At 64.4% G+C, this 16,173-nt stretch carries 19 protein-coding genes; 17 read left to right on the forward strand and 2 right to left on the reverse strand.

The window, feature by feature from the left end:
* Positions 1 to 15: 15 nt before the first annotated feature.
* From DW299_RS18100 to DW299_RS18180, 17 genes are all read left to right on the forward strand, one after another.
* Entirely contained in the window at positions 16 to 477 is a 462-nt protein-coding gene (locus DW299_RS18100) for a DUF6153 family protein (RefSeq protein WP_051671013.1), read from the forward strand.
* Between the two features lie 85 nt (positions 478 to 562).
* Entirely contained in the window at positions 563 to 1,162 is a 600-nt protein-coding gene (locus DW299_RS18105) for a DUF305 domain-containing protein (protein ID WP_029259139.1), read from the forward strand.
* A gap of 60 nt (positions 1,163 to 1,222) precedes the next feature.
* Positions 1,223 to 2,089, forward strand: a complete 867-nt coding sequence (locus DW299_RS18110; protein WP_045278977.1) for a F510_1955 family glycosylhydrolase — start codon at positions 1,223 to 1,225, stop codon at positions 2,087 to 2,089.
* A 210-nt stretch (positions 2,090 to 2,299) separates the two neighbouring features.
* Positions 2,300 to 2,635: a hypothetical protein gene (locus DW299_RS19325; protein WP_168442832.1), complete on the forward strand. Its 336-nt coding sequence runs from the start codon at positions 2,300 to 2,302 to the stop codon at positions 2,633 to 2,635.
* 66 nt (positions 2,636 to 2,701) lie between these two features.
* Positions 2,702 to 3,175, forward strand: a complete 474-nt coding sequence (locus tag DW299_RS18120) for a hypothetical protein (protein ID WP_136031778.1) — start codon at positions 2,702 to 2,704, stop codon at positions 3,173 to 3,175.
* A gap of 71 nt (positions 3,176 to 3,246) precedes the next feature.
* Positions 3,247 to 3,912 carry a DsbA family protein gene (locus DW299_RS18125; RefSeq protein ID WP_136031776.1) on the forward strand — a complete coding sequence of 222 codons (666 nt, stop codon included), beginning with the start codon at positions 3,247 to 3,249 and terminating at the stop codon, positions 3,910 to 3,912.
* Positions 3,912 to 4,898: an NAD(P)-binding domain-containing protein gene (locus DW299_RS18130; protein WP_136031914.1), complete on the forward strand. Its 987-nt coding sequence runs from the start codon at positions 3,912 to 3,914 to the stop codon at positions 4,896 to 4,898. The genes DW299_RS18125 and DW299_RS18130 overlap by 1 nt, the downstream gene beginning before the upstream one ends.
* Positions 4,899 to 4,907: 9 nt before the next feature.
* Positions 4,908 to 5,822 (forward strand): cation diffusion facilitator family transporter, encoded by a 915-nt coding sequence (locus DW299_RS18135; protein ID WP_029259133.1) that lies wholly within the window; start codon positions 4,908 to 4,910, stop codon positions 5,820 to 5,822.
* Complete coding sequence (locus tag DW299_RS18140) at positions 5,815 to 6,483, forward strand: copper resistance CopC family protein (RefSeq protein ID WP_136037402.1); 669 nt, start codon at positions 5,815 to 5,817, stop codon at positions 6,481 to 6,483. Before DW299_RS18135 ends, DW299_RS18140 begins: the two co-directional genes overlap by 8 nt.
* Positions 6,484 to 6,502: 19 nt before the next feature.
* Positions 6,503 to 7,009 carry a signal peptidase II gene (lspA, locus tag DW299_RS18145; protein WP_342589059.1) on the forward strand — a complete coding sequence of 169 codons (507 nt, stop codon included), beginning with the start codon at positions 6,503 to 6,505 and terminating at the stop codon, positions 7,007 to 7,009.
* Positions 7,006 to 7,341 carry a DUF6804 family protein gene (locus DW299_RS18150; protein ID WP_045278974.1) on the forward strand — a complete coding sequence of 112 codons (336 nt, stop codon included), beginning with the start codon at positions 7,006 to 7,008 and terminating at the stop codon, positions 7,339 to 7,341. The genes lspA and DW299_RS18150 overlap by 4 nt, the downstream gene beginning before the upstream one ends.
* Before the next feature lie 25 nt (positions 7,342 to 7,366).
* Complete coding sequence (locus tag DW299_RS18155) at positions 7,367 to 8,317, forward strand: cytochrome c oxidase assembly protein (protein WP_136031766.1); 951 nt, start codon at positions 7,367 to 7,369, stop codon at positions 8,315 to 8,317.
* Positions 8,318 to 8,441: 124 nt separating this feature from the next.
* Positions 8,442 to 9,905 (forward strand): apolipoprotein N-acyltransferase, encoded by a 1,464-nt coding sequence (lnt, locus tag DW299_RS18160; protein ID WP_240745449.1) that lies wholly within the window; start codon positions 8,442 to 8,444, stop codon positions 9,903 to 9,905.
* Positions 9,890 to 10,405 (forward strand): DUF3515 family protein, encoded by a 516-nt coding sequence (locus tag DW299_RS18165; RefSeq protein WP_055876958.1) that lies wholly within the window; start codon positions 9,890 to 9,892, stop codon positions 10,403 to 10,405. Before lnt ends, DW299_RS18165 begins: the two co-directional genes overlap by 16 nt.
* A complete protein-coding gene (locus DW299_RS18170; RefSeq protein ID WP_168442834.1) occupies positions 10,402 to 12,300 on the forward strand; it encodes a bifunctional copper resistance protein CopD/cytochrome c oxidase assembly protein in 1,899 nt (632 codons plus the stop codon). The genes DW299_RS18165 and DW299_RS18170 overlap by 4 nt, the downstream gene beginning before the upstream one ends.
* A 62-nt stretch (positions 12,301 to 12,362) precedes the next feature.
* On the forward strand, positions 12,363 to 12,980 hold the full coding sequence (locus DW299_RS18175; RefSeq protein ID WP_168442833.1) for a copper resistance CopC family protein: 618 nt from the start codon (positions 12,363 to 12,365) through the stop codon (positions 12,978 to 12,980).
* 193 nt (positions 12,981 to 13,173) lie between these two features.
* Positions 13,174 to 14,532 carry a M23 family metallopeptidase gene (locus tag DW299_RS18180; protein WP_136037404.1) on the forward strand — a complete coding sequence of 453 codons (1,359 nt, stop codon included), beginning with the start codon at positions 13,174 to 13,176 and terminating at the stop codon, positions 14,530 to 14,532.
* A 97-nt stretch (positions 14,533 to 14,629) separates the two neighbouring features.
* Here DW299_RS18180 and DW299_RS18185 read toward each other — a convergent pair whose 3' ends face one another.
* Positions 14,630 to 15,391, reverse strand: coding sequence for a cytochrome c biogenesis CcdA family protein (locus DW299_RS18185; protein WP_029259124.1), 762 nt, complete (start codon positions 15,389 to 15,391; stop codon positions 14,630 to 14,632).
* Complete coding sequence (locus DW299_RS18190) at positions 15,388 to 15,957, reverse strand: TlpA family protein disulfide reductase (protein WP_036271563.1); 570 nt, start codon at positions 15,955 to 15,957, stop codon at positions 15,388 to 15,390. Before DW299_RS18190 ends, DW299_RS18185 begins: the two co-directional genes overlap by 4 nt.
* Between the last annotated feature and the right edge of the window lie 216 nt (positions 15,958 to 16,173).

Consider the following 16,173-nt stretch of genomic DNA (forward strand, 5'->3'; position numbering starts at 1 on the left):
GAACGGGAGGTGAGTATGTCGCTGATCAAGGTCTCACAACAGGTGCGCGGACCGCGCACGCTCACCCACACCGTCCTGGCCGTCCTCGCGATCGCCGTGGGCATTATCGCCGGCCTACTGGCGATGCACTCCTTCAACTCGCATGCGACGGCCGCCGGTCACCATGACACCGTCACCGTCAGCACTCAGGCCGAAGTATCCGCCCATCACCCCGACGCCTCCGCGACCGCCCTCGTGCCAGCCGCGCCGACACAGGAGGCGGGATGCGCGACGTGTGGGGCCGGAGATTCGATGACGTGGATGGCGTGCGTCCTCGCGCTCCTGGTGGCCACCATCCTTCTCAGGCGGATCGGGCTCGGCTGGCGGCACACCCTCTTGGTTGCGACCCGCGCGCCCGCGACAACACGCGGGCCCGCCCGCGCTCACGCCCTTCCCCCGCCTCCATCTCTCACGGTTCTCTGCATCAGTCGCACGTGATCACGCGCTAGCCCGCTCTGGCGGGCAACGCACCCTCGGGCACCGGCAGCCGCCGGGCCCCATCACTGACCCTTGGAGAACCCTCATGAAGATTCGACCCGCGGCGATCGCCGCACTCACCCTCACCGCACTGCTCGCCCTCGCCGGCTGCGCGGGAACCACCGGATCCGACAACGGCATGGAAGGCATGGACCACGGCGGCAGCTCGTCCGCGCCCGCAGAGACAGCAGATGCGAATGACGCCGACATCATGTTCGCCAGCATGATGAAGGAACACCACGCACAGGCCATCGAGATGTCCGACGTCCTCCTCAGCAAGGACGGCGTTGACGAGCGCGTCGTCTCTCTCGCCGAAGAAATCAAAGCCGCTCAGGAGCCCGAGATCCAGCAGATGGACCAGTGGCTCGAAGACTGGGGCGCGGAGATGGACAGCATGGAGGGCATGGATCACGGCAGCGGCATGATGTCCGAAGAGGACATGCAGGCCCTCGAAGATGCCGCCGGTCCCGATGCGGGGCGTCTGTTCCTCGAGCAGATGATCCAGCACCACGAGGGTGCCGTCGACATGGCGCAAGACGAAGTCGACAACGGTCAGAACAGCGACGCCGTCGCACTGGCCGAGACCATCATCGACACGCAAACGGAAGAGATCGCCACCATGAAGGAGATCCTCGCAACTCCGTGATCCACGGGTGGGGTGCGGGACTCCCGCACCCCACCCATAGATCTGTTTGCGGACACCATCATGCGAACCCTCAAGAACTTCACCCTGCCTACTTCCCGCCTGCGACGTCGCGGAGCACTCACGATCGCTACGACAATCGCGGCCAGCATCGTGCTCGCCGGGTGCACAGCACCTGCCGAGCCGACCACCGGACACGACCACGCCACCACCATCGAACACGTCCACGCGATCGTGCCTGACCCCTCAGGAGACGGCTACCTACTGGGCGCCCACGACGGGATCTACACGGCCACGCTTGACGGCGAAATTGGCGACCGCGTCCAGAACACCGACTTTGACGCGATGGGCCTCACCGCCATCGGGGATACCCTCATCGCGTCTGGACACCCCGGGCGAACGACTGCCCCCGAACTCGGTTCCCCCAACCTCGGAATCATCCGAAGCGACGACAGCGCCCGATCCTGGTCACCGGTCTCGCTCACCGGAGAGAAGGACTTCCACGCTCTCGCCGCCGGCCCGGACGAGAGCCTGTACGGGCTTGCGTCAGACTCCATCGAACTGCTCCGCAGCGACGACACCGGACAGACATGGTCGCCCGCCGGGGAAGTCGTCGCGGTCAACCTCGCCATCGACGCCGCAGGGCAACTGTTCGCCGCCACACCCGACGGGCTGCAAGTCAGCGCGGATGAGGGCGCCACGTTCACCACCGTGAACGATGCACCGCTGCTCTACCTCCTCGCCGCTTCACCCGATAGCAAGCGCCTCGTCGGTGTCGGCAACGGCGGACAGATCTGGGTCAGACCCGCATCAGGCGCGGAGTGGGTTCCCGCCGGCACAACCCACGGCTCCGCACAAGCGATCACCATCACGAACGGCGGCGACATCTTGGTCTTCGATCAGAGCGGACTCACTGCGCTGCCCCGCTAGGCCGCCCCGAACGGTCACAATCTTTCCCGGGTTCGGATCGCAGCAACGACTTGGGCTGAGGTAGCCGATCCCAGGGGTTACTTACACCAAAGTGCTCGTCCGAGTTTGGCGCTCCCATGCCTGCGTTGCGAGCTGCACGGCGTCCCATGGGGAGCCGAGCGGGGGCGTGCAGGAGAGGTCGAGGTCACTCATCGTTGCGACGGTCTTGCCGTGGTGCAGAGCCGTGGCGTAGGTGTCGACGCGCTTGGAGATCTCCGCACCGCGGGTGCCGACGAGCTGCGCGCCGAGCAGCAGACCCCTTTTGTTCCCCTGTGCGCGTGCGGTCGGGTGGCGTTGTCCCTGTACTTGCTGCATGGCGGCCTCATCGCGCTCTGGAGTAACGCGTATGGCCGCTCTGCAGAGAACTTCTACTTGGGCTGGCTGGTGATCGTTCCGGGCATGATCGTGGTGGGTTGGCTGTGGTGGCGCTTCGCCGGAACTGGCCCAGTTGAATGGGCGATGGGCTGGCTCAGCGGACGTCCCAAGACTTCCTCGTTTCGCCGGTAGAACCAGCGCGTGGCTCACGAGTTCGCAAGGAATCTTGATTGGTGGGGCTGGTAGCATCCTGAGGTCATGGTCGTCTACGGTCGCACTCGCAACTGCACCAGCCGCGCCGACGATTTCCTGATAACGAAGATCATTACAGCCCTCGGACTGGCGCTTCTTCTCGTTGTCGGAGCATGGCAGGGCGGCCACCGTGACGCGACGGATGCGACTCCGTATCTGAGCACGACATCTTCGTCGTCGCTAGGGACGCCTTCTGTCGGCCATGTCTCGGCGGTTACGGGTGAAAGCGATGTCGGCGCGACCGCCGAACAGGTCGTGACCGGGGACACAGCAAACGACATCATGATCGGTGTTGCCGGGTGCCTCTTGGGTATCATCTGCTGCTTCTTGGTGCTCATCGTCACGCGGACCTTCCGCCGTCACGTCCCCTCTTCTCGTATTCGCGAACGTTTGCCGCGCGCACCATCACTGGCGGCCATGACGGGGTGCCTGTTCGCGTTGCCTCCTTCTCTCACACAGCTTTCTCTGTCGCGGACCTGACCCTGGCGGCGCCATCTTTTCGATGGCGCTCCACTGGTCGTCCTCGTTCGTTGTGTGTGTTTGGAGTGTCTATGAAATCTTCCGTGAAAGCGGTACTTGTCACCGTGGCTTTTGCCGTGGTGTTGCTGGTCGTCGCGCTGGTCTTCGTCCTGATCAATCAGAATCAAGCTGCCGCACCCGAGACGGGGACCGCTGATGGTCCACAGGTCGTCCGTGAGAACTCGCATGTCCTCGATGACGGAGGGGAAGGGGCGGTGACGGTTGTCGAGTTCCTCGATTTCGAGTGCGAGGCGTGCGGTGCTTTCTATCCCCTCGTCGAGGATCTCCGCGGCAAGTTCGATGGCGAGATCACTTACGTGATCCGCTACTTCCCGCTGCCGGGTCACCTCAACTCGAAGAACGCCGCGATCGCTGCCGAAGCCGCAGCGCAGCAGGGCCGCCTGGAAGACATGTATCACCGCCTGTTCGAGACGCAGCCTCAATGGGGTGAGGCTCAAGAGTCTCGTGCGGACCTGTTCCGGGGGTTTGCGGAGGAACTCGGATTGGACATGGCCGCGTTCGATGAGGCTGTCGCTGATCCTGCGACAGCAGAACGGGTTCAATTTGATCTCGACGAGGGTGAGCAGCTCGGTGTCAGCAGTACCCCCTCGTTCTTCATCGATGGGGAGCCTGTCGTACTGGAGACGTGGACCGATCTGGAGGACAGCATTGAAGCCGCGGTGAACGGTGCTGAATGATGGCGCATTCGCTATCGCACCGTCGCGTCATCATCGTTGGCGCCGGGCACTCCGGATTGGCGACAGCCGCCGCGCTCAGGTCCTCCGGGTTTGAGCCACAGAAAGACTTCGTGATCATCGATTCTGCACCCCCCGGTCGACGAAGCTGGGTCACGCGGCGGCAGTCGATGAAACTACGCAGTGCGGCACGCCACAGTGTCGTCCGCGGGTTCCCTTTCCCGGGCGATGAAGATCGTCATCCGAGTGCGGATGAGATGTCCGACTACCTGTCTTCGGTGGAGAAAGCCCCCGGTGTGAAAACCGTGTGGAGCACCCGAGCTCTTGGAGTCAACCGGTTGGGCGACGGATCCACGCTGCATCTGTCGACCTCTGCCGGGGAGGTGCAAACCCGAAATGTGGTCTGTGCAACGGGAGCTGCCGCCGTGCCGCGCATACCGGGGTGGCGCCAGGAACTGGCAGTACCCGGTGTTGTGTTGCATTCCAGCCAGTACCTCTACCCCGCGCAGGTACCCCCCGGCCCCGTGTTGGTTGTTGGCGGCGGATACAGCGGAGTGGAGATTGCTGAGGAACTCGCGTCCTCCCACGACGTCACCCTCTCCACTCGAGCGGCACCCTCACGAGTATCAGAGCGGCCCATCTGGTCAAGGCTGCGGCGTAAGGGTCCGATGTCCGAGGCACGCCCCCGCGTAGATTCGACAGACGTCACTCATGCCGCCGCCGTAACGGAGATTCGCGGAGACACCGTGATGTTCGCCGATGGGGCGTCCATGAAGCCGTATTCCGTGGTTCTTGCGACCGGATACAGGCCGGCAGACACATGGCTGCCAGATTCGGAGCCGCCCGGGCAGCCATTGCACGTCAGTGCACGCATCCCCGGACTGTTCACTGTTGGCATGCCGCGATACTCCCGCGCGGACGCTGACACCCTCGCTGGGGCGAGTCGCGATGCGGCGACCGTCGCCCGGCTCATCGTTGGACGGCCGTAAAGGAGCACCATGACAGAAACAGGGCACAGTCACGGTATTGGTGACGCCACTCCCCGCAATCGCCTGGTCATCGCGTTCGCGATCACCTCCTCGGTCTTCATCGTCGAAGTGATCGGCGCGATCATCACAGGTAGCCTCGCACTGCTCGTTGATGCTGCACACATGCTCACCGATGTCATCGGGTTGGCGATGGCCGTCACCGCTGCGCATCTGATGAACCGTCCCCCGACTCCCAAATACACCTTCGGTCTTCAACGCACGGAGGTGCTCGGTGCGCTCGCTCAAGCAGCTCTGCTGCTCGGAGTGGGCATCTTCGCGCTCGTGGAAGGCGTACGGCGGCTGTTCGAGCCCCCTGAGATCGCTTCGGGAAGTCTGCTGTTCTTCGGCATCGTCGGTCTCGTCGCCAACATCGCCTCCATGCTCGTATTGTTCAGCGGCCGCGGACGCAATCTCAACATGCGCGCCGCGTTCCTCGAGGTCGTCAATGATGCCCTCGGTTCCGTCGGCGTCATCGCCAGCGCCATCCTCATCGCCGTTTTCGGTTGGTATCAGGCGGACGCCGTCGCGGGCGTCTTGATCGCGCTGCTCATCATTCCCCGCACCCTCATCCTGTTGCGAGCATCCGGCCGGGTGTTGATGGAGTCCACACCCGCCGGCCTCGACCTCGAGGACGTCCGCCGCCACATCCTTGCCCTTCCGCACGTGGTCGCTGTGCACGACCTCCACGCGACCCAGGTCTCGACCGACCTCCCCACGCTCACCGCCCACGTCGTGGTCGATGACACCGTCACGATGGAAGCTTCCGCCGCACTGCTGACATCACTTCAGCAATGCGTCAGCGAACATTTCGCCGTGAGCATCGAACACTCCACCTTCCAGATCGAACCCGAATCCCACCCCGGAGAGCACGACACCCATGCATAAACGCCTCTCGGCACGCACCACTGCCGTCCTCACCACCCTGTTGTTGTCGGCATCCGTCGTACTTGGGACTGCATCTCCGGCCGCCGCTCATGACGACTTCGTTTCGTCGTACCCCACCGCCGACTCGACCATCAACGGCTCCCCCGACGAGATCTCTCTGATGTTCACCGGGACCCTCACCGGTGGTGACGACGCAACGGTCGTCGAGGTTATCGATGACAGCGGAGCAAACGTCGCCGTCGACCCGCCAACGGTGAGCGGTGACTCGATCACCCAACATCTCTCCCCCGACGCCGCAACCGGCATCTTCACCGTCCGCTGGAAGACCGTCTCCGCCGACGGACACCCGATCAGCGGAGAGTATGTGTACACCGTCACGCCCGCGACGGACACGGAACCCAGCACTGCGACCACAAGCCCCACCCCTGAAACCTCCCCAACCGAGGAGCCGGAACCGGCCCGACCCGCGCAAACATACGGTGGCACGGCATCCGGCGGCGGTGCTTTCGAACTGCTACCCCTGTTCTTCCTCTCGGGTCTGGCACTGATTCTGGGGATCGGCGTCGTGGGAGTAGTTATGGCCGGGCGCCGGCGTAACCAGCGCGACCGCGCACAGGCCGCCAAGGATGCCGCAGCTACGGAGAAAGACGCCGATGCGTGATCGAGTCCGCCGGTCGGCCGTGATGCTCATCGTCGCCGCCATCGTCATCCTGATCGATCAAGGCACCAAGACTCTTGCTCTGAACACGTTGCGGCAAGATGCGCGTATACCGCTGATCGGTGACTGGCTCGGTCTTCAACTGGCCTTCAACCCCGGGGCGATCTTCTCGCTCGGGGAAGGCTCCACATGGGTCATCACCGTCATCGGGGTCGCTGTCACCGCAGTCCTCATCGGTGCCGCCACCCGAGCCCGGAACGTGTGGTCGGCGGTTGGTTTCGGTTTCATCGTGGGCGGTGCGATCGGAAACCTCATCGACCGCTTATTCTCGCCGCCCGCGTTCGGGATCGGGCACGTCACCGACTTCCTCGCCTACGGAAACCTGTTCATCGGCAACCTCGCCGATGTCGCTCTCGGCATCGGTGCCGTATTCCTCATCGTCGCGGGTCTGCGCACAAGCCGTCGCCGACCAGACCCCGATCCCGATCCCGTCGACCCTGTACCCGCCGAAGAAACGGTTCACCCATGAGTCCCAAAGAACGCGTCCCCTCCACTTACCAGCGGAACGCCCTCGCCCCCAGCCTCGTCGCCGCCGCGATCCTGTTCCTTGCCCCGGCGCTCTTCCAGGCGAATTGGGCACCCCTCGTCCTCTTCATCGCCTCAATTTTCGGGCTGATCGTCGCGTGGTTTGCGCTGCAGGCACGCCACTGGTGGTGGATCCCGGTCTTCCTCGCGATCGCCGTGCTCTGGAATCCGGTGATGCCATTCCCCTTCTCCGGAGTTGTGTGGACCACAGCACAGCCCATCGCGGCCGTGGTGTTCCTGGCAGCGGGGGCGACGATCAAGGTGATCCGGAAGTGAGCGGCGAGAGCTTCGTGTCACGACCATGCGTGTGAGCAACGAGATCCCCAGCAGTCCCCCGTCTCTGCAGACATTCCTCGCACCGGCCGACATTCCGCTTCCGGTGCTACCCATCGTCGCGGGGATCCTCGCTGCGCTGTATCTCGTCGGAGCGATCCGATTGTGGACGCACGGGCGTCGTTGGCCCGTGTGGCGGACGGTCAGCTTCCTGCTCGGGTGCATTCTCCTCGCGGCGGTCACCGGTCTGGGCGTTGAAACCTACGGCCAGGCGCTGGTGTCCGTTTTCATGTTCCAGCAGCTCACTCTGATGATGATGGTGCCGCCGCTACTGGTCCTCGGCTCACCCGGAACCCTTCTTCTGCGAGCAACACCGCATCACGGAGCGGGACGGGTAGTCCTCACAGCAGCCCACAGTGCTCTTCGAAGCCCGGCCGCGAGATGGGTACTCAGCCCGTGGGCCGCTGTCCCGCTCTACCTGTTCGCGTTCTACGGCATCTACCTTGCGGGTGCTGCCGATGTCATCCTCACCGCGCCCGGAGGTCACGTCGCGCTCGAGGTCGGATTCCTCCTCGCCGGCATGCTGTTCACCATCCCCATCCTGTCCTCCGATCCTCTGCCGGTCAGGTTGGGTCATGGTGCGCGTGCACTGGACGTGTTTGCTGAAGCCGCGCTGCACGCGTTCTTCGGGGTGTTCCTCATGATGGCCAGTACGATCCTGGTCGGCTCATTCGTCGCCCCCACAGAGGCGCTGGGCATCGATCCCCTCGCCGACCAGCAGCTAGCCGGCGCTCTGGCATGGTCCTACGGTGAAGCCCCGACCGTGCTGATGCTGATCTACGTGATGCATCGTTGGTTCCGCAGCGACACCGCTCGTGCTGCCGCGGACGACCGGTACGCCGACGTGCACGGGAACACCGACCTCGACACGTACAACGCCTACCTCAAAAAACTGAGCTCTCATGACCGTGACCGCTGACCCGTTAGTGAGAAACGCCCTCTCCGGCCGAACAAGGCGCGGCAACCCCAGAAAGCACAACGCGCGCCTGCCAGCCGCGGTGCCCTTCCCCGTAGCGATTGTCGCGTCCGCCATCGCAGGAGGAATGCTGGATCTTGCCTACCCCGCATACGGGTGGTGGCCTGCAACGTTCGTGAGCGTAACCATCGGGCTGTGGACGCTCCGCGGACGTTCTCTCCCCAGGGCGTTCCTGATCTCCCTCGTCTACGGCGCGGCCTTCTACTTCACCCACTTGGTATGGGTGTCACGGTTTCTGGGCCCCATCCCGTGGGTCGCGCTGGCTGGCTTGGAATCCCTGCTGTTCGGTGCCGGCGGCGCGCTGATCGCACTCGCCTATCGTGTCGCCACCACCCGGGCGCGACACGGGTATCGCGCGATCACTCCCGTGCTCGTCGCCGGGGTGTGGGTGCTGCGAGAAACGCTGATGGGGAGTACGCCGTACACCGGTTTCCCGTGGGCGCGCGTCGGTTTCAGCCTCGCCGAGAGCCCGCTCGCGGAGGCCGCTTCATGGGTGGGGACCACCGGGCTGTCCTTCCTGACGGTTCTCGTCTGCGCGAGCGTCGTGGAGGCCCTCATCCTCCGCCGATGGGAGCCAGCAGCAGCAGCGGCGGTCATCGTCGTTGCCGCGACAGTCGTCCCTCTGTTCCCCACCGAGCAAGCGGGAATGATGCGCGTCGGATGGGTGCAGGGCAACGGCCCTAGCGGCTACTTCGACACCAGGACAACAGGTGACATCATGCGCGCGCAGGAAGAAGCGACCGCTCCTCTTCTGGACCGTGAGATGGACCTTCTCGTCTGGCCAGAAGGGGCCGTTGACGCAGATCCCCTGCGCGATGTCGCCGTCGCAGGCCGCCTTGATCGACTCGTGCAGGGTGCTGGTGCTCCGGCACTGGTGAATGCGGCGACCACTCGTGGAGCCGATACGTTCAACACCTCGATGCTGTGGACCAGCGCCGGGCCGCAGCAGCTCCACGACAAGGCCAACCCCGTCCCTTTCGGCGAATACGTTCCGGACCGTTGGTTTTACGAAGCGATCGCCCCCGACCTCATCGGATTGATACAACGCGAGTACACGCCCGGCTCCAACACACCCCTCGTGAACGTTGGCGATGTGCCCATCGGTCTGGCGATCTGTTTCGACGTCATCTACGACGACGTCATCCACCAAAGCGCGGCCTCTGGCGCGCAGATGTTCGTGTTTCAAACCAACAACGCGGACTTCAGAGGCACCGACGAGAACCTCCAACAGCTGGCCATCGCCCGCATGCGCGCGATCGAAACAGGGAGAACTGCCGTGAACGTCTCCACCACCGGGACCAGTCAAGTCATCGGCCGCGACGGGCAGGTGTTGGCTCAGGTTGCGGTGGACACGACCGCGGCGAAGATCACCGAGGTCCCTCTCCGCACCGGCACGACCCTCGCCGTCGTGCTGATGCCGTGGCTCGACTGGACACTCAGTATCGGAACCGTACTAGCGCTGCTCATCATGTCGATCCGACAGCGGCCGGCGGATGCTGACGCCCAAGAAGACGGATGGATGAAGTTGTGAAGCTCAAGATTCTGACCTCTGTCGCGGCACTGTGCGCACTGCTTCTACTCAGCAGCTGCGCACCCACCGTCCACCTCGAGCCCGCAGCAAACGCGAATGACCCGCTGTGCGCAGAGGTCACCGTGCGACTACCGGACTCGATTGGCGACCAGGCTCGCGTGTGGACGGACGCTCAGGCCACCGCAGCATGGGGCACCCCCAGTAGCGTGCTCCTCACCTGCGGGTTGGAACCCCCGGCCCCCACCACGCTGCAATGTGTCAGCTTGGGGGGCGTCGACTGGATCGTCGACGAGGAGGAGACCCCGAATCTGCGGCTCACAACCTACGGCCGGGAGCCGGCTGCCCAGGTGTACGTAGACACGACCACCCTGTCGGCGGACGCGGTTCTTGAATCTCTCGCCGGGGCGATCCAGCAGCTCCCCAAGACCGGTGAATGCACGGCACCTGTGACGGAAGACCCGGACGCTCCTGGCACTGGGACGGGAGATACCACTCCATGAATCCCGTCGTTCTCCGGATCGTTGGACCAACGATTCTCGTTGTCGCCGCACTCATCGCTGTGGTGGTCGGGCTCGCAATCGGTGGAGGAGCTGCACCGAGACTCACCAGTGACCCTGGAGCGCTCGTGCGATGGGGACTCCCAGCCGCGAAGCTGTTCGTCAATCTTTCCGGTGCGGCGATGCTCGGGCCCCTGGTGCTGGCGGTGTTCGCTCTCCCCTCGGGGGGGAAACCCTTCACCGTCGCGCTAAATATTGCCTCTGCCGGCGCCGCAACCCTCACCATCACCAGCGGGGTGGTGGCTTTTCTCACCTTCCTGTCCTCATTCAATCCGCAAGTGAGCTTGGGCGCCGAGTTCGGTGCGCAGCTCGGCCGCTTTCTCCTCGACACGGAGCTGGGACGATCATGGCTTATCACCGCGATCCTCGCCTCAGTCGTGACAGTCCTCGCATTCGCTGTGCGCAGCTATGGGGCGGTGCTGTTCACGACCGTGCTTGCGGTCATCAGCCTGATACCCATGGCCACCCAGGGCCATTCGGGTGAGCTCGCCAACCACGATCCCGCGGTCATGTCCCTCGTCCTGCATGTCATTTCAGCGGCAATATGGCTCGGGGGTCTCATCCTGCTCGTCGTCGTGCGACCGATTAGCTCTCCGCACGAACTCGAGAACCTGCTCCGCCGGTACTCGACGGTGGCGCTCATCGCGTTCCTCGGCGTCGCCATCTCGGGATACGCGCGGACGCTCACTGCCCTCGGACGGTGGGAGGACCTGGCCTCACCGTACGGCCTCATCCTCTGCACAAAGATCGGCGCGCTTCTGATCATGGGCATCCTGGGTGCCGCCTACCGCCGTCGACTCATCGCAAAGGCCAACGAGGGCCGTGGCGCCTTCTGGATGATCGTGAGCGTCGAACTCGGTTTCATGGGTATCGCGAGCGGGGCCGCCGCAGCTCTCGCCCGCACCGCCGCCCCCGCCGATACGGTCACACTCCCGCAGACCACCGCCGCGGAGATCCTCACCGACGCACCTGTCCCGGTCGCACTCACCCTGCAGAGATGGTTCACGGCGTGGAGCCCCGACCTCCTCTGGGTGCTCGTCGCGGGTTTCGGAATCTTCTTCTACCTCGTCGGCGTCCAACGCGCACGGCGCCGCGGGTATCCGTGGCCAGCCAGGCGGACGATCAGCTGGATTGCGGGGATGGGGGTGCTTCTGTGGACGACCAGTGGACCGCTCGCCGCCTACGACGACGCGCTCATCAGTCTGCGATTCCTCTCCTTCGCTCTCCTCAGTCTCGCAATCCCCCTGCTCCTTGTCTTCGCGGCGCCCGTCACCCTCGCAACCTTGGTCACCCATCCACGGGAGGATGGAAGCCGAGGACCGCGGGAATGGCTTCTCTGGGCCGCCCACAGCCCGCTGGCACGGTTTACTCTGCGCCCCGTCGTCGCGGCGTCTCTTTTCGCCACATCGCTGTGGTTGATCCACTACTCCGACCTGTTCCGATGGTCGCTCTACGACCAGCTCGGAGCGGAATGGATGATCAGCCAGCTCCTCGTCACCGGGTGCCTCTTCGCACGATCGATCGCCCTAGATGCGTCCACGACCCCCGAGGGGCGGTGGCGTTTCGCCTCACTCATTGCGCTCACAGGCGTGGCCGCCTTCTTCGGCATCGCCACGATCACCCGCGCCGACCTCATCGTCGCGGAGTGGTTTGGCGCCATGGGGCGGACATGGGGACCCACCCCCCTCCAGGACCAGGCCCTCGCCGGAGGCGCCACCTTGATGATCGCGGGAACGCTCGCAATCCTCACCGGCATCTCCGTCCTCCACACGAAAAGCAACAACCGACCTACCGGTAGCACCCCCGCGCCCGCCGTACGAAAGGACCCGCACCTGTGACCTCCACCCACCGCACTCGCTGGCTCGCCAGCACACTTCTAGCCCTCATCACACTGGGAATCGTGGCCGCACCTGCCCCCGCAGCTCTCGCGCACGACAACCTCCTGGACACGGTGCCCGGGGCAGACGAAACCGTCGCCCAACTTGACGACGTCGCTCTCACGTTCAGCGGGGAACTCATTGACTTCAGCCAGGCCAGCTTCGCCCAAGTGCAAGGGCCCGACGGCCTCTTCTATGAATCCAGCTGCTCCACCATCGACCGCAATATCCTCACCACCCCGGTCGCACTCGGAGAACCGGGCGTCTACACCGTGCTGTGGAACGCCGTCTCCAGCGACGGTCACCCCATATCCGAGAGCTTCACGTTCACGTACGCTCCCACCGGCATCGAGCCAGGGCTGGGATGGGACAAACCAGCATGCGGGAACGAACAATCACGGATCCAACCGGCAAAGGCGTCGCCCTCCGCCGCGCCAACCACCGAACCGCCAGCAGCGGACACCCCTGCCCCGGTGGTATCCGCAGGCGATAACGAGGTGGCTTCGATCGCGATCCCGCTCATCATCGCCGTTGCTGTCATAGGTGCCGCGGTGATCACCGCCACCGTTGTCGTACGGCAAGTAAAGAAGAAGAAACGCAACGGGTTGAGCGCCGACGCCCACACGGACCCGAAAGAGTGAGCTTCGTGTCAGAGCAGTCGAACTCAAGCCCGGTGCGTCAGATATGGGGCACAGATCAGAGATCACGGGCGAGTCGGCGCGACTTCGGCCCCCACGAACGGACGATAGACCAGACAGCGGGCAACGCGAGCATCGCCAATCTATGCGCCCCTGGCAGCAGAATCCACGAAGCCGAGCTCGAGGAGAGGGCACAGTGAACGGACGAAGCGTCTCCGCGGCTGCTACGGAGGCGGCTGAAGAATGCGGGTGTGCACCCACGCCCGCCGAACGCGACTCATTCTGGAAGCTGAGTATTACTCGACGTGGCGCTTTCGGACTCGGCGCCCTCGGCGTCGCTGCATTCGCTGCCTTCGGTATCGGCTCCGGCGTCTCAGCCGCGTACGCTGCGTCGTACCCGAGCTGGGACGATGTCCAACGCGCCAAGAACAACGAAGCTGCCAAGGCTGCCGAGATCACCCGGATCGAAGGGCTGATCCAGTCCTTGACGCAGAAGGTCGCTGAGACTCAGGCGGCCGCCGATACAGCCTCCGACGAGTTCTACGCAGCACAACAGCAATACTTCGCTGCGATCACGGAAGCCGAGAGCCTGCAGGCGCAGGCCGACGAACAATCAGCGATTGCCGAAACCTCTGCGCGAAGGGCCGGTCAAGTTGCAGCACAGCTGTACCGCAACGGTGGAGACGATTCAGCACTGCAACTGTTCTTCTCCGGTTCCGCGGCCAACGCCGATGAGCTCCTGTCCCGGCTGGGCACCATGGACAAGCTACTCGAGTACAACCGATCGGTCTACGATGACGCAATCTCGGCGCGCAACACCGCCCAATCGCTGACCGATCAGGCGAAGGTCGCCCGCGACGAACGGGACCGACTACAGCAGGTCGCAGAGCAGAAGATGATTGCCGCACAAGAAGCGGCCGACGCCGCGCAAGCCGCTCTCGACGAGCAAGCCGCGAACCTCGAGACGATGCAGGCGCAGCTCGCCGCGCTGAAAGACACCACCACGCAGACTGTCGCTGGCTACCAGGCGGGTGTAGCCGCACGCGAGGCCGAAGAGCGAGCCCGTCGCGAACGCGAAGCCGCCGAAGCCGCAGCCAACGGAGGCGGCAACGGTGGCGGCGGAGGCTCCGCCGGGAGCGGCGGTTGGGTTCGTCCCCACGGGGGCGGCCGGAGTTCAAGCTACGGCCCGCGGACCCCCATCTGCGGATCGCAGGGCTGCTCCTCGAGCTACCACTACGGCGCGGACATGGCCAACGGCTGCGGAGCGGCGATCTACGCCGCCAACTCCGGAACAGTGGACTACGCCGGCGCCAACGGCAACTACGGTAATTACGTCCGCATCCAACACGGCGGGGGCGTCAGCACCGGTTACGCCCACATCAAACCCGGTGGCATCGCCGTTGGCCGGGGGCAGTGGGTCAATTCCGGCCAGGTCATCGCCTACGCGGGTGACACCGGCCGATCCTTCGGGTGCCATCTGCATTTCGAGGTCTATATCAACGGTGGTTACACCAACCCCGTCCGATTCATGGAAGATCGCGGCGTCTACATCTAAGGCTCCGACACGGGGTCACGAACTGGCGCCGTCGACATGAGCAGTTGGGTAGAGAGGACTGCTCCAGTCGGCACTCGCGACGTCCCTGCTAGGGATCTCAGAGAGGAAGGATGACGCTGCCCATCACCGCCGTCAGCCGCGACATGATGTCGGTCCACAGCCCCGTCACCATCAGGAGGCCGAGGACGATAAGCAGGATGCCGCCGCAGACGTTCACCACCCGGATGTGACGACGGAGAAACTCGACCGTCTTCGCCGCCCAACCGAACCCGAGTGCGACCAGCAGGAACGGGATGCCGAGGCCAAGCGAATACGCGAGGCCAAGGAAGCCGGCCCGGACAGGGTTGCCGGCGTTGAACGAAAGCGCGATGATCGCGGCAAGCGTCGGACCCATGCACGGCGCCCAGCCGATGCCGAGTGCTACTCCGAGGAGCGGAGCCCCGACGACCCCGGCCCGGGAGCCGACGTGGAAGCGGACCTCTCGCTGGGCGAAACTGAACAACCCGAGGAAGACGAGCCCCATCAGGATGACGACGACGCCGAGGATGCGTGTGACCAGGTCTCCCCAGCGTAGGAAGAACACGCCGGCCGTGCCGCCTAGCGCAGTGATGAGAACGAAGACGACACTGAAGCCGAGGATGAACAGAAGCACGCCGACCACGAGCTGACGGCGCTCAGGCGCGACTGCGTTCGTCGCGTCACCCTTCGAGCGCGGCGCGACCGCTCCGCCGAGGAAGCCGAGGTAGCCGGGGACCAGCGGGAGCACGCAGGGCGACAGGAACGACACGAGGCCGGCGAGCATCGCGATGGGGACTGCGAGCCAGAGCGCGCCGGACCCGATGATGATGTCGGTGTTCATGGTGTTTCTGCTAGAGCGTCTTTGACGAGCGTCGAGAGGATCGAGGTGCCGTCGATGGGTCCGATGATGCGGGCGGCGACACGGCCCTGTCTGTCGAGCACGAGAGTCGTCGGCGTCGCCTGGATCGGCACGGCCTCGGAGAATGCGAGTTTCGCCTCGGCCGTGGTCACGTCGATCAGGCTTGGGTAGGTGATGCCAAACTCGTCAGCGAAAGCCTGGGCAGTGTCGGCCTGATCGCGGGTGTTGATGCCGATGAAAGCTACATCCTCGCCGCCGTATTCCTGCCAGACGCTTTCGAGATCCTTCGCCTCGATGCGGCATGGCGCGCACCCGGCGTACCAGAAGTTCACCACCGTGACCTTGCCGGCGTTGTCCGCGCTGTCGAAATCATCACCAGTTTCAGTGGTACCGCTGAAGGCGACCGGTTCGCTCCGCTCGGTGATCGGGATCTCGACGATCGCGCCGTCGGCGGCCACATAGCCGGTGTTCTCACCCTTGAGGAAGGAATCGCTGACCGGATCCGGCGCACAACCGCTCAGACCGATCGCGAACACTGCGGCGAGCATGACTCCGACCGCACCACGAACGGTACGGAATTGCGAGTTTCGGGACACATTTCGCACTCTATGCAGATCACCTATGCCTCCGCCGAGCCCCAACTATGTCGCGATCTCGAGACCGCAATCCAAGCGCCGCTAGGACACTTTGAACGCCGCCGCTAGGCGCGTTTCGCGCTCCCATGCTTGTGTTGCGACCTGCACGGCATCCCAGGGGGAGCCGAG

This window comes from Microbacterium sp. K35 (genome assembly GCF_004794375.1).
Classification (GTDB): Bacteria; Actinomycetota; Actinomycetes; order Actinomycetales; family Microbacteriaceae; genus Microbacterium; species Microbacterium sufflavum.

Excerpts from the sequence above, each read along its gene's own strand:
- DW299_RS18130 (WP_136031914.1), top strand. The coding sequence starts at position 3,912 with ATGGCGCATTCGCTATCGCACCGTCGCGTCATCATCGTTGGCGCCGGG.
- DW299_RS18125 (WP_136031776.1), top strand. The coding sequence starts at position 3,247 with ATGAAATCTTCCGTGAAAGCGGTACTTGTCACCGTGGCTTTTGCCGTG.
- DW299_RS18165 (WP_055876958.1), top strand. The coding sequence starts at position 9,890 with ATGGATGAAGTTGTGAAGCTCAAGATTCTGACCTCTGTCGCGGCACTG.
- lnt (WP_240745449.1), top strand. The coding sequence starts at position 8,442 with ATGCTGGATCTTGCCTACCCCGCATACGGGTGGTGGCCTGCAACGTTC.
- DW299_RS18100 (WP_051671013.1), top strand. The coding sequence starts at position 16 with ATGTCGCTGATCAAGGTCTCACAACAGGTGCGCGGACCGCGCACGCTC.
- DW299_RS18120 (WP_136031778.1), top strand. The coding sequence starts at position 2,702 with ATGGTCGTCTACGGTCGCACTCGCAACTGCACCAGCCGCGCCGACGAT.
- DW299_RS18150 (WP_045278974.1), top strand. The coding sequence starts at position 7,006 with ATGAGTCCCAAAGAACGCGTCCCCTCCACTTACCAGCGGAACGCCCTC.
- DW299_RS18185 (WP_029259124.1), bottom strand. The coding sequence starts at position 15,391 with ATGAACACCGACATCATCATCGGGTCCGGCGCGCTCTGGCTCGCAGTC.
- DW299_RS18110 (WP_045278977.1), top strand. The coding sequence starts at position 1,223 with ATGCGAACCCTCAAGAACTTCACCCTGCCTACTTCCCGCCTGCGACGT.
- DW299_RS18140 (WP_136037402.1), top strand. The coding sequence starts at position 5,815 with ATGCATAAACGCCTCTCGGCACGCACCACTGCCGTCCTCACCACCCTG.
- DW299_RS18155 (WP_136031766.1), top strand. The coding sequence starts at position 7,367 with ATGCGTGTGAGCAACGAGATCCCCAGCAGTCCCCCGTCTCTGCAGACA.
- DW299_RS18135 (WP_029259133.1), top strand. The coding sequence starts at position 4,908 with ATGACAGAAACAGGGCACAGTCACGGTATTGGTGACGCCACTCCCCGC.
- DW299_RS18190 (WP_036271563.1), bottom strand. The coding sequence starts at position 15,957 with ATGCTCGCCGCAGTGTTCGCGATCGGTCTGAGCGGTTGTGCGCCGGAT.
- DW299_RS18170 (WP_168442834.1), top strand. The coding sequence starts at position 10,402 with ATGAATCCCGTCGTTCTCCGGATCGTTGGACCAACGATTCTCGTTGTC.
- DW299_RS18105 (WP_029259139.1), top strand. The coding sequence starts at position 563 with ATGAAGATTCGACCCGCGGCGATCGCCGCACTCACCCTCACCGCACTG.